The organism is Paenibacillus sp. sgz302148, assembly GCF_056120465.1.
The window spans coordinates 66,091-78,528 of the sequence record NZ_JBVYOJ010000016.1 but is presented as its reverse complement, the minus strand read 5'-3'; the positions used below and the strand labels follow the sequence as shown (position 1 = coordinate 78,528).

The following is a 12,438-nucleotide window of genomic DNA, read 5'->3' as shown; positions in this document are numbered from 1 at the left end:
TTCCATCTTCTCCTCCAGGCCCCTGCCGTTTTTTCTGCCACTTAACTTACGTCCCCCTCAATCTAGCATGAGCTGCAAGAAGCATGAGCCATGACCTCCATAATCCCGAACGAACAGCACGCAATCTATGATACAATAGTAGGCACGATAAAAGAGTGCGAGGAGAGTTACAACATGAAGCTTGTATCCTGGAACGTGAACGGCCTGAGAGCATGCGTCAACAAAGGATTTCTCGACTATTTCAAGGAAAAGGGCGCCGATATGTTCTGCCTGCAAGAGACGAAGCTGCAGGAGGGGCAAATCGAGCTCGATTTGGGCGAAGAGTACGAGCAATACTGGAATTATGCCGAGAAAAAAGGATATTCCGGAACCGCCGTCTTCACCAAAGTAAAGCCGCTGTCGGTACGTTACGGCATGGAGGAAGATTCCGAACCCGAAGGCCGGATCATTACGCTGGAATTCGACTCCTTCTACCTCGTCACGGTATATACGCCGAACGCCAAGCGCGATTTGTCGAGACTGGAGTACAGAATGGAATGGGAGGATCGGTTTCGCAAATATTTGCTGGAACTGGACGCGAAGAAGCCGGTCGTCGTTTGCGGCGACTTGAACGTCGCCCACCAGGAGATCGATATCAAGAACGCGAAGTCCAACCGCGGCAACTCCGGGTTTACGGACGAGGAACGCGAGAAAATGACGGTGCTGCTGGAATCCGGCTTTATCGATACGTTCCGCCATTTCTACCCGGATCGCACCGATGCGTTCAGCTGGTGGTCGAACATGCCGAAGGTGCGGGAGCGGAACGTCGGCTGGCGTATCGACTATTTCCTCGCCTCTTCCAGACTAAGCGACCGGTTGGCCGGCGCCGAAATCGACAGTCATATCTTGGGGAGCGACCATTGCCCTGTCGTGTTAACCCTTGCGGACGAAAAGTCGGAATAGCTGCGAGTCCATTTTTGAGCTTATGAAACTGCAGTTGTTTTAACTTCTACTGTGAAGCGAGCTTTTCAACAAATAAGCATCGTGCCGTATACGGATCTATCCGGTTTACCGACATATATACCGTCGTACTTGCACGGATCTATCCGGTTTATCAACATAGATGTCACCGTACTGTGTACGGATCTATCAGCCCTATAACGAAAAAAGGACAGCTTCGCGGCTGTCCTTTTTTATTTCCATGTGATACGTTCGATCCGCTGTTTCATGACGAAGCCTTCGATGCCGCCTTCGGCCTGGCGATGACGACAAAACACGCCACAGCCACGAGCACTAACGCCGCCATCACGATCGCAAGCGGGATCATCGTTTGCTCGCCGCCGATGCCGACGAGGGGAGCAGCCGCGCTGCCAATGACAAACGACAGCATGCCGAGCATGGCCGAGGCGGTGCCTGCGTTTTGCCCTTGGCTTTGCAGCGCCAGCGACGTTGTTGTCGTGGAGATGATCCCTACACTCGAAACGACGAGGAAGAACGCTGGAATGACCGCGACCAGCCCCCACTGGAACAAGCCGGCGAGCAGCAGCAGCGCTCCCCCGCTGCAGGACATCGCAAGGCCCGAACCCAGCAGCTTGCGGTCGTTGACCCGTCCAGCCAGCCGTCCGGCAATCTGTCCGGCAATAATAATGCCCGCGCCGTTGAGGCCGAAGATCAAGCTGTACATGCGCGGCGAAACGCCGAACAACCCCTGCAGTACGAACGGCGAGCCGGAGATGTAGGCGAACATGGCCGCCATGATGAAGCCTTGAGTTAGCGCGTAGCCCATGAACATCGAATCCTTGACGAGCCTTCCGAACGTCGCGACCGTGTTGCGAATGCCGCCGCGGGAACGGCGCTGTACGGGCAGCGTTTCTTTCATTCCGAATACGACGCCAATCAGCATGATCGCCCCAATTACGCTCAGTAAGGTGAACACGCCCCGCCAAGACGTAAATTCCAGCACCTCGGCACCGACAATCGGCGCCAGGATCGGAGCCGCTCCGTTCACCAGCATAAGCAGCGCAAAAAATTTCGTCAGCTCGACACCCGAATACATATCGCGCACGCTCGCCCGCGAAATGACGATACCGGCCGCGCCGGCCAGCCCTTGAACAAACCGCAAGACGATAAATACCCAGATACTCGGGGAAAATACGCATAATAACGAGACGACGGCGTATAAAGCGACACCAACGATTAGCGGCACCCGCCGCCCGCGCACGTCGCTAATCGGCCCGGCAAGCAATTGGCCTAATGCCAACCCGAGCAAACACGCGGTGAGACTCAACTGCGTCACCGATGTCGTGGCATGCAGTTCGTCGGCTAGCGCAGGCAGCGCCGGTAAATACATATCCATGGATAGCGGCCCAAATGCCGCGAGCGAACCCAAGATGATAACCATCCACAACCGGCTCGTTCGAGGAGCCGGCTGGGCAATCGAATGTGATTCATGCATAAGTTTCGTTAATCCTTCCGTTTATTTGGTTTGCAATGCTGTACATTCTACCAAACGACTCTATCATCGGCAAGCCGGATCCCGTTGCATTTCGGAATAAATCATTTTCCCCGATTGTATTGATTTACCAAATTATATTAATTAATATAGTATGGACTCTATTAACGACAGAAGGAGAACTAGGATGAAAAAAAAGATGTTTACGTTTGTCATGGCGATTGCGCTTCTCGCCGGCAGCATTCCGGCCATGGCGGCCGCCCCGGCGAGCAAGTCCGTCGTCTGGTCAGGCAGCTACGAAGACAAAGATTGGATAGGGGTTAACGTCACGGCCATCGACGGCAAAACGAACCCGACGAAACGATTGTATCCAAGTGACGCCAGCAATATGACCGTTATCGGCGATTGGATTTATTTTTTGACCCAGGATCCGGACAGCGATGTTGTCGCGGGCAATATCGTTCGCATGAAGAAGGACGGCTCCGGCAAGCAAGAGCTGACGAAAGGAAACAAAGCTTCGCGTATCGTTTACGACGGGCAAACGCTTTATTACGGCGCTTATAACGATAATTATGAAAATGAGCTATGGACGATGAAGCTGGACGGCACAGGAGCCAAGCGCGTCTTGAAGCAAATGAAAAACTGGTCTTATACGATTTCCAAAGGCACGATGTTTTTCGTAGAGAACGGCGCCTTGTATCGTTCCAAGCTCGACGGAACAGGCAAAACCGTCATTTCCAAAGGCGATGTTGATCCCTATGAAGGCTACAAGCTGTTCGGCGACGTGCTGTACTACTCCGAGTTTTCCGGAAATACCTCCACGGGTTATCTTGTTGATGTGACCGGCAAAAACAAAGTAGCGATCCCAACCAAAGCGGCCATCCGCCCGGTTGCCTACATCAATTCCTGGTTTTATTACGAGGAGCAAACCTTCGCTAAAGACGGCAAGCCCGCCATGCTGACGCTTATGAAAATCAAGCGCGACGGCAAAACGAGAAAAGCCCTTGCCACGCTGGGCGAGTCGGACCGGTTCATCGGTCTGCTCGATTCTTCTTTCGTATACCGGGATGCAGCGAGCAGAATATATACCGTTACGGCAGAAGGCAAAATCGCTAAACCCGCTAAATAATTCACGGGTTTGATCGTTAACGTAGGAAAGACCGTTCCCAAGCATTCTCTTCGCGAAGGAACGGTCTTCTTGCATGGATTGACGTTGTTTGGAGAACAGCTATAGAATACAATGAGAAACGGTGTTACTTGGAGGTTTACAATTTGGATTTTATTATTCTGGATATTGAATTTAACGGCCGCAAATTTGCAAGCGAACTGCCGATGGAAGTGATCGAGATCGGAGCGGTTAGGCTGAACTCGTCCTTGCAGCCTGTCGACGAGTTTTCGTCACTCATCAAACCGGTATATTTTTCGAAGCTCAACAGCTTTATCAAGAAAAAAACAGGCATCCCCCAGGAAGACATCGACCAGGCGCACGGCTATCCGAAGGTCATCGCGGAATTCATCGATTGGCTGAAGCACAGTGAAGCTTTCCTGCTTGTTACATGGGGCGGCGAGGATTTAAAGCGGATCATTTTTGATGCCCGCATGCATAAGCTCGACGATACGTTCTGGATGAGCCTCGAATATTTCGATTTGCTGAAAGGCTTTTTGCGCTTCAAAAATTTAACGAACGACGTCAGCGTCGAAAGCGCGCTGCTCGATCTGCAGATTGCAACCGACATTTCGGCTCACCGCGCATTGGGTGACGCCCGATTGACTTCGGAAATTTTCCGGGCGATTTATCCCGAGCTGGATTTGGGGTTCCGGCAGCAGTTCAAAGATACGTATTCCAACAGCAGAGAGCGCAGGCTCGTCAAAAATGCGGTGCGTGCGATGTCGAGCCAGAAGCTCAGCTTGGAATGGGAGCCGTTCGCCGAGCAGTTTCTAGCCGGAAAAATCGATTTAACCGATGCCCGCAAAGCGGCTGAATTGCGGGAAATTTTCCAGACCGAGCGCTCGAAGCCGCGCCAGACTGCCCCGGGCGACGGGAAGACCGTATAGCATCCGCCGAAGTTCGGCATTCCAAACGCGCAGGTTCGCCTGACGCGTTTATTTGCCGTTCCGGCTCATAAGCGGCGGAGCGAGTATTCCCCATCCACGCGGCAAGCTGCGAAAAGAGCCCTATACCGCTATTCTAAGCGATGCAAGGCTCATAAAAGTTCTCTTTTCTTACGTAGTGCCGCGACGCGGCCAAGGGTCAGAGAGCAACGCAGCTTGAAGGCTTCGTTAGTAAACTAACGGAATGCTTTCAAGGCTTATACGAACGGTTGGATGCAGCGTATACGCTGCTCCCCGTCAACGGTCTGATGAACCCGAACACCCCTCCGTTACTCATCTCGTTTGACCCGTAGGCAGCTACGTTGAAGACTATTTATTGTCGTCCGAACTCTTGTCTTTCCCTTGCAGTTCAAGAAGGTACTCATCCAGACGGTCGAATCGGTCGTTCCATAAGCGGCGGAAGGAATCCAGCCACACATCCAGCTCCTGAAGCGGCTCAGCCTGCAGCTTATAGATCCTCCGGTTGGCAACCGGCTGCACCTGTACCAGCCCGGCATCGCTTAATACGCGCAGATGCTTGGAAGCTTGCGGCTGGTGAAGCTCCAGCCGATCGGCGATTTCCCCTACCGGCAATGGGCCGTCGCGCAGCAGCTCGACAATGTTCAATCGGTTCGGCTCAGCAAGAGCGCTAAAAGTTGTCGCATTCATAACTTGAATATATCTAACAAGGAATATTGTTGTCAAGGAACACGCCTCGAAACCTAAAGCGTCAGCTTGGCCTACTCGTATGCAAGGCTAATTTGCGGGAACCCGCGTAACGAACTTTTCCAATTTCCCGTCAAAAGGGAACTGCTTATTCGCGATGCGGTCCTGTAGATTCTTCAGCTCCTGCCTTGCTCTCCGTATCGTTTCTTCGGGATAGCCATACTTGATCGCATTGCTAGCGAATTCATCCTCGTCGACCACCTTCCATTCACCATCCCGGTACACGAGGTCCAGATCCAAATCAACAAACGTCACCACATTGCCGCTCTTTCGCGCAGGCTCGTTAATATTGCAATAATATTGCCGAATTTCCCCGCCGATAACATCCGCGCTCACGGTAAACCAGGAGTCGAACGAAAAAAACTCGATCGTCCAGTTGTCCACCGTGAACACGCTTTGCTTTGTATGGTGAAGCAGCTTCCTGCCTTTTTCGCTTAATACGAACACGTACGAGTCCGTAAGCTCCAATACGTTTGTGGTCCATTCATAATGTGGGCGATCGCCGTACTTCAGTGCCTTTACGGTTATGACCGTATCCATTAGCGCAAACCTCCTGCTGTTTCTAATGCTCCCTCTTCGCAAGCCTTATTTCCGCGCCCGAATGATAAATCGTCTTGCGTTGGTACGAATCCCCCGCTCACATCGATTTTCCGCAACGAACCGACGCAAAATCTCAAAATCTTGCGCATGCTGCCCGAATTCCGGAATGATCGGCGTGTGCTTCAGCAGGAAGATCAGGTCCTCCGCAGACCCATAATATTCGGTAACGTCAAATTCTTCCGTGAGAATGTTGCTGAAGCCTGCATCGGTTAAATCCCGGACGTATTTCCTCATCAGCTCACCGTCGTCATGGCCATAGCCTTGCCCTCTTCCGAACGCTTGCTTCAAATTTTCCTTATCCCGTTCAGCCACCTGCTGGGTCAGAAACGACCCACCATCCGCCAATACACGGGCCACTTCCCTTGCGTTGAACTCCGAGTGACGGCAAGAGACGATATCGAAAAAGCGCGCCGGAAAATCGAGCTGCTCCGCTTTCATTTGCACAAATCGTACGTTTTGCGCCCCGGATCGCTGTAAGTTTGCCTCAGCCGTCTCCATCATTCCCGAAGACTGGTCAATACCCACCAGTAGCAAAGCGGCTTCATGGATGGCGAGAATCGCTTCGCCGCCGCCCGTGCCGATGTCCAGCAGCAAATCGGAACGTTTGCATATTTTCGCAACTTCCCCGTATAGATTCGCGGCTGTTCCTTCCACCCGGCATTGCAATTTGCTGAAATCCCAGCCGTTCAGCCTCCCGACCCTGTCGTAGAAATCTTTATATTGTTGTTCGTTCATCGCTTCATATCACCTTTCAACAATGAGTTTGGATTGTTCGATTTCGTGGTATGCTGTCGATCGAAGGGCAGACTTCCCCCTTGATAGCCGGTACGCGTTTTTTATCCGGCCCGAATGCTAGCTACCTCGAACGAATCGGAACAACATCCATTTCACCCCACCTTGAAAGATGCTTTCATCGTAAGCGAATCCGGGTGGTAAGTAAACCCAAAAATCTGGCGAATCCGCCAAATCAACTATTGATTGATGCAAAGCAATTCCACAAGTTTTACTTGTTCGTAAACGTCGATTTCCTTATCGACCATCAATCGAAGCTCATAACCTTCCAATAAACTAATAAGCAAATTGACCACGATCCGTCCATCGATATCCGTACGGATTTGTCCCAGCTCCTGGCCTCTGCTAATAATTTTCAACATAAAGTCTACCCAAGCATGGTACTGTCCCGTCAACCATTCCCGAATGGTTGGATGTTTCTGAGACAAAACCACGGTTTGATAATAGGCGGATGCCCATGTCGCCCTGTCCGCTCCTCCCGTGCCTATGTTCACTTTGTGCATCAATTGTTTCAATACCGATTGAACATTGCATGCTTCATCCGCCAACTCTTTTAACGTATCTTCGACAATATGATCGTAATCACGGTTCAATCGAGTCCGTACGACCTCATACAGCAGTTCTTCTTTGTTTTTAAAATGAACATAAAACGAACCTTTTGTTTTTCCGGCCATTTTCATCATGTCATCTATACTCATCGCATCGAAACCTTTATCCGCGAGGAGCTGAAATCCGGCATCGACAATCTTCCTTTTTGTTTCTTCACCTGTAGTGTACTTCATGGAAATTCCCCCTTTCTTTCTATCGATAAGTTTTTCATGATTGACACGATAAAATATCCAGTTTAAAATCATACTAACCGGTTAGTATGATTTTCGCAATCTAGTCTCAATCCTTATTCACGTTTTGGATTTGGAGAAGCTCATTAAGCACAACCATCATTTCCTCTAACCGAACTCTGTCATCGACAAAATGCTGTAAATTAATGCCGTTGAAGAGGGCCATTGATGCCGTTGCCAACGTTCTTGCATCCAATGGACTCCCTATAATGCCTTCGTCCTTCATGACTTGAAAATAATGCTCAAGGAATTGCCGCCACTCTTCCATCTGCGAGATAAGCTTTTCCTTGACCTGTGGCAGTTCGCTCGAAGCCATACATCCTTGAATGAGCATGGAAGAGGATCCTTTTTCGTAAGCCTCGTCGAGCAGGCGCAAAGAGTATTGTTGAAAAACGCTCAATAAGTCACGGTCTCTCCGCTCAAGAGCTTTCTGCAAATCTTCAAAGTAAAAATCGATGCCTTCTTTGATGATCGTTAACAAGAACTCTTCTTTGCTGGCGAAATGAGCATAAAATCCTCCTTTCGAATAACCGGCGTGTTTGACGATTTGGTCAATGCTTGTATTGGAATAACCGCGGCGAGAGAATAGCTCGACGCCGGATTGAATCAACTTTTCGATCGTTTGTTTCGACATCTCCTGATGACTTCCCATACCCAATTTCCCCTTTAAATAATCCATATTTCCTATTGATTATAACATATTTTGCATTATATACTGTTCCCGTAAAATACCGACCAGTTGGTATTTAAATTATTCGACAAAAAACAGGAGGCTTGAAAAATGAAGAAAAAGAGTTGGATCATCGTTTTGTCTTTTGTACTTGTATTAACCTTTATGATTATTCCGGTGCAACAGTCTTTCGGCGCAGCCGAAGGAACCTCGAATGTAAACGGCCTGGCCGGAAGCAAACTGAACGGGCAGTTTCATCTTAGCCATATTGTCAAAATCTATGTCCCTTCCACAGTGAAAGGCAGCATTCCGATCACCGACGAAGCGCATGACAAATTCGTCGACGAAGCGTTAACGAAATTTTCAAGCTGGTTCGGCGGGGCTACCGTCGTCGATGGAACGGGAGCTTGGGTCGATGGCCAGAAAAAACTGATCAAAGAAAACGTGACGATCGTGTACGCTTTTGCGGAAAAATTGGATAAAGAATCCATCGATCAAGTTGTCGCTTATGCAAAACAAATGAAAGAGGATCTTGCGCAATCCGCGATATCGCTTGAAGTCGACGGAAGCATGTACTTTATCGAATAATCATGAAAAAATACGCTATATTCCTAACGGCAATCCTTCTCATCGTCCTCACGGGATGCGGTCGGTTAGACCTAGTCATCGGTGAAGACGGTTCGGGAGAAGGAAAGTACGCGGTCGAGATTACGGGCATGTTTTCAGCCCAGGAAGTAAAAGAGGAGATTGAGAAAGGGATCGCCAAGACGAACGAAAAGGCCGGCAAAGAAGTCATCCGACTCGATACATTCGAGGAGAAAGACGGAAAAGCAAATGCGACCGTCACATTCGACAGTATTTCCGCATTGAGCGGCGGGGACGACTCGCTGCTCGTGACGGTTAACGATTTGAAGCGGCTCGACCCCGAACTGTTGCAAAATTTGACCGACGTCAAAAAGAAGACCGCGATTTTACCGGAAGACATGAAGAAGATCGGGGATAAACCAGCCCTCTATTTAAATTTAGACGACGAGATGGAAATAACGGTTACGGTACCGGGTAACATATTGTACGCCGCCGGCGGAGCCGTTGCCGAGGACAATTCGCGAAAGCTCAAGCTTAACGATGATTCGGTCGTCGTCGTTTTCGAACCATCTTCGAATATGTCGTTCGCAGTTTGGATTGTCGCACTGTTGGTTGTCGCAGCCGTTCTATATTTCATGTATCGGACTGGATTGTTCAAGAGATTGCTGTCCGGCGGGAAAGGAGGCCGTGTACACAATGCGCAATAAGGGCGTGTGGATCGCTTTGTTATGTAGTTCCTTGCTCCTATCCGGTTGCAACGGCAGCGATGAGGATTACGACAAGCTTATGGCCGGCGCCGACAAGGCGATGCAAAACTTGGACGTCGATTCCGCCATTGCCCAGTACCGTCAAATCGCGGAGATGGATCCCGGAAAGCTGAAATACGGCGAAGGACGGATCGTCATCGTGGGCAAGCTCCTGAAGGATGCGGAAGATTTAAAAGAAAATTTGGATGACTTAAAATCGCGTTCGGACGCCGTTAAGCAAACTGTCGGCAATCTGGATTGGGAGAGAGCGGAGGCGGAACTGGTCGCCGAGGTGCACGGGAAATTAAACGACATTCATTCGAGTCTTCAGGAGTTCTCCGCAACAGCATTGTACAACGAGATCGAGGAGCTGCGAAGCAAATTCGCAACTAACGTCAAATCCCGAAAAATCGATCCGCTCATCGAAGATATCGAAGACAACATCGGCAAGCTTGAATTCGACAAGGCCGAAAGCAATGTAACGACGCTTCAGCAGTTCGGAAACGGCTTCTCCGAGCTTGTTGGGAATGCCGCAGAAGAATATACGAAGAAAATCGATGCGGAGAAAGCCAAATATATCGAACTTCCGATGAGTTACAACCAAAGGGACGTCGTTCTCCTGCAAAATGCCGCGGGCAAAATTACGTTCCTCGGCGAAGGGGTCCATCATAAGCAGCTGGCACTTTTCTATAAATATGACGGGGATCTGCGCTTTGCAGCCAAGGAAGTCCTTCCCAAGATTCAAGCCGTATTCAGCGATGGAAACTCCAATACCGGTGATCATATCACGTTTCGCCATTTTCCCGATTATGCCATTGGGTATCAGTACGTATCGGACGATCCGAGTAAGACTCTCGTCCGTCTCGATTACCGTTTTGGACTGCAGCGGGATGAAGCTTATAGGAAAGCTGACATAGGTCCGGCAGCAGAAACGAAGACGCTTAAAGAGATATTGGCTTTACCGGATAAAGAGCTCCAAACTTCTCTCAAAGCTGCGAACGGCAAGATGACCGTGGCGATCAGCAGCGTAAACGTGCAGCAAAATTCCGTTGTTATCCAAGGGAAACTGACGGCAAGCGAAGATATGAATCTGGAGACTTACGCATCTCTCTATGTGCCGGCCAACGATTTAGCTGAGCAAGATTTCATGAGGGAAGATCTGTTTGCCGGGATTGCCAAGGAATTTACGGCAAGATTCGATTTGGGCGGCGGCAGAATTGCGAATGACGCCAAATATTTGAAGTTCCACATCGCGGGAATCCCGTTCAATATCGATTTGGCTTCCGGGGAGGAATATAAACCGGGCCAAGAGTTGTTGATTCAGCAAGTCGTTATTCCGGGAGAAGATACGGTTGTATTTGAAAGGTACAATACATGGGACAATCAGTTGCTTGCGGATGCTTCAGGTCATATTTTTGCCAATGGAGTCAGCTTTGAGGGTGAAAACAGTGAGCCCCCCTCCTTCTCCGTAAACTTGAATCAAATATATAAGCGGTTCACTGCAAAAGTCGGAGTCGACAAGACGACCGTCGGAAATGAATTCGGGAGCAGTACAGTCAAAATCATGGGTGACGGGCAAATGCTGAAAAGCTTTGCTTATGGTCCAATGGCGCCTGCTACGATTGATCTGGATTTGGATATAAGCGGCGTCCGTACATTGCAGTTTGTCATGACCCAAACTCCAGATCGCTTCCATGATCCGCAGAGGATTATTATTGGCGACGGAGTTCTTGCGCAATAGGCTGCCAAACAGCAACCGCTCCCCGGCAATCTGCCGGGGAGCGGTCTTTTTCAAATCTGAACCAATAACAGAATAATCGACGATAAACAGAAACAAGTGCTGACCAAGCAAAGAAACAAGAGCGTTTGCTTATGGTTAAGTCCTGCGCGAAGCAGCCTATAATGCGCTTGACTGGCATCCGCCTGATAAATCGATTTGCCTTGCAGAAATCGCTTGAACACGACGAACAGGTTGTCGAAGATCGGGACGCCAAGCGCCAAAATCGGGATAAACAGCGACAATACGGTAGCCTGCTTGAAAGCCCCGTCCAAAGCGATGACGGCTAGAATAAAGCCCAGGAAGGTTGCTCCCGCGTCTCCCATAAATATTTTGGCCGGAGGTTTGTTGAAGCGCAAGTACGCCACCGTAACGCCAACCAAGATAATCGCCATGATCGCAGAAGCGGACTGCCCTTTAGCTAATGCCACAACGAAAAGCGTAACGGCAGAAATCGCGGTTAATCCGCCCGCCAGCCCGTCCAAGCCGTCCGTGAAATTAATGACGGTCGTCACGCCGAAGATCCAGAGGATCGTCAGAATGAACTGCAGCACAACCGGCAGATACACATATTCACCGGAGAACGGATTGTAAAATCCGGTAAACGCAATCCCCGACGCATAGACCAGTACCGCCGCTGACACTTGAACGATAAGCTTCGGCAGAGCAGGGAAATCTTTGCCTTTGGTTTTATACCAATCATCTAAAGTACCGATCGTGAGCAATAACACGCCGCCGGCGAATAAAGCACCGGTTTGCAGCGAGAAATCTCTTGTGACCAATAAGTAGGTAACGAAAAAACCGATAAAAATCGCGTAGCTCGCTGTAAGCGGTATCGGTTCCCGATGTAATTTGCGCTCGACATCTTGTCTGGGCTTGTCCACAAAATCGAGCCGGAAGGCAAGTCTTCCGAATGGAGGAATCAATAGATAAACGATCAAAAACGACACGACAAATGCAATTCCGTAAAGAATAACCTTCACCACCGTTTCTTTTCTCCCACAATATTATACATGCCCATCGGAATTATGTCGATTCCGGGAGAATCGTGCGGTTGCGATCAAGCCAGCAGTGAAACGTGAAACGTAAAAAAGACGGCCGTAGGCCGTCCGCGAGACTAGAACGAATGATAGACTTCCTTTCCACCTACTGTATTGCCTAGGCACGACTATGTCGAAAAT

General features: G+C 49.7%; 13 protein-coding genes. 6 read left to right on the top strand and 7 right to left on the bottom strand.

Annotated features, from left to right (window positions below; genetic code table 11):
* Positions 1-174 precede the first annotated feature (174 nt).
* On the top strand, positions 175-942 hold the full coding sequence (locus tag AC0LWM_RS22575; protein ID WP_474677253.1) for an exodeoxyribonuclease III: 768 nt from the start codon (positions 175-177) through the stop codon (positions 940-942).
* 262 nt (positions 943-1,204) lie between these two features.
* Here AC0LWM_RS22575 and AC0LWM_RS22570 read toward each other — a convergent pair whose 3' ends face one another.
* Positions 1,205-2,434, bottom strand: a complete 1,230-nt coding sequence (locus tag AC0LWM_RS22570) for a multidrug effflux MFS transporter (protein WP_474677252.1) — start codon at positions 2,432-2,434, stop codon at positions 1,205-1,207.
* Positions 2,435-2,618: 184 nt separating this feature from the next.
* Between AC0LWM_RS22570 and AC0LWM_RS22565 the strand changes: the two genes are divergently transcribed.
* A complete protein-coding gene (locus tag AC0LWM_RS22565; RefSeq protein WP_474677251.1) occupies positions 2,619-3,560 on the top strand; it encodes a DUF5050 domain-containing protein in 942 nt (313 codons plus the stop codon).
* Between the two features lie 143 nt (positions 3,561-3,703).
* Positions 3,704-4,486, top strand: a complete 783-nt coding sequence (locus tag AC0LWM_RS22560; RefSeq protein WP_474677250.1) for a 3'-5' exonuclease — start codon at positions 3,704-3,706, stop codon at positions 4,484-4,486.
* Between the two features lie 366 nt (positions 4,487-4,852).
* On the opposite strand, the gene AC0LWM_RS22555 is transcribed toward AC0LWM_RS22560, so the two are convergent.
* The 5 genes from AC0LWM_RS22555 to AC0LWM_RS22535 all read right to left on the bottom strand — a co-directional run bounded on the left by AC0LWM_RS22555 (position 4,853) and on the right by AC0LWM_RS22535 (position 8,158).
* A complete protein-coding gene (locus AC0LWM_RS22555; protein ID WP_474677346.1) occupies positions 4,853-5,191 on the bottom strand; it encodes an ArsR/SmtB family transcription factor in 339 nt (112 codons plus the stop codon).
* A gap of 87 nt (positions 5,192-5,278) precedes the next feature.
* On the bottom strand, positions 5,279-5,788 hold the full coding sequence (locus tag AC0LWM_RS22550) for a DUF402 domain-containing protein (protein WP_474677249.1): 510 nt from the start codon (positions 5,786-5,788) through the stop codon (positions 5,279-5,281).
* Between the two features lie 45 nt (positions 5,789-5,833).
* Complete coding sequence (locus tag AC0LWM_RS22545; RefSeq protein WP_474677248.1) at positions 5,834-6,583, bottom strand: class I SAM-dependent methyltransferase; 750 nt, start codon at positions 6,581-6,583, stop codon at positions 5,834-5,836.
* Positions 6,584-6,819: 236 nt separating this feature from the next.
* Positions 6,820-7,494 carry a TetR/AcrR family transcriptional regulator gene (locus tag AC0LWM_RS22540; RefSeq protein WP_474677247.1) on the bottom strand — a complete coding sequence of 225 codons (675 nt, stop codon included), beginning with the start codon at positions 7,492-7,494 and terminating at the stop codon, positions 6,820-6,822.
* A 34-nt stretch (positions 7,495-7,528) separates the two neighbouring features.
* Positions 7,529-8,158: a TetR/AcrR family transcriptional regulator gene (locus tag AC0LWM_RS22535; RefSeq protein WP_474677246.1), complete on the bottom strand. Its 630-nt coding sequence runs from the start codon at positions 8,156-8,158 to the stop codon at positions 7,529-7,531.
* A gap of 102 nt (positions 8,159-8,260) precedes the next feature.
* Here AC0LWM_RS22535 and AC0LWM_RS22530 point away from each other — a divergent pair, with 102 nt between their 5' ends.
* The 3 genes from AC0LWM_RS22530 to AC0LWM_RS22520 all read left to right on the top strand — a co-directional run bounded on the left by AC0LWM_RS22530 (position 8,261) and on the right by AC0LWM_RS22520 (position 11,221).
* Positions 8,261-8,737: a DUF3574 domain-containing protein gene (locus tag AC0LWM_RS22530; RefSeq protein ID WP_474677245.1), complete on the top strand. Its 477-nt coding sequence runs from the start codon at positions 8,261-8,263 to the stop codon at positions 8,735-8,737.
* 128 nt (positions 8,738-8,865) lie between these two features.
* Positions 8,866-9,441 (top strand): hypothetical protein, encoded by a 576-nt coding sequence (locus AC0LWM_RS22525; protein ID WP_474677244.1) that lies wholly within the window; start codon positions 8,866-8,868, stop codon positions 9,439-9,441.
* Positions 9,431-11,221: an NPCBM/NEW2 domain-containing protein gene (locus tag AC0LWM_RS22520; protein WP_474677243.1), complete on the top strand. Its 1,791-nt coding sequence runs from the start codon at positions 9,431-9,433 to the stop codon at positions 11,219-11,221. Before AC0LWM_RS22525 ends, AC0LWM_RS22520 begins: the two co-directional genes overlap by 11 nt.
* Positions 11,222-11,271: 50 nt before the next feature.
* Here AC0LWM_RS22520 and AC0LWM_RS22515 read toward each other — a convergent pair whose 3' ends face one another.
* A complete protein-coding gene (locus AC0LWM_RS22515; protein WP_474677345.1) occupies positions 11,272-12,240 on the bottom strand; it encodes an MraY family glycosyltransferase in 969 nt (322 codons plus the stop codon).
* Positions 12,241-12,438: the final 198 nt, after the last annotated feature.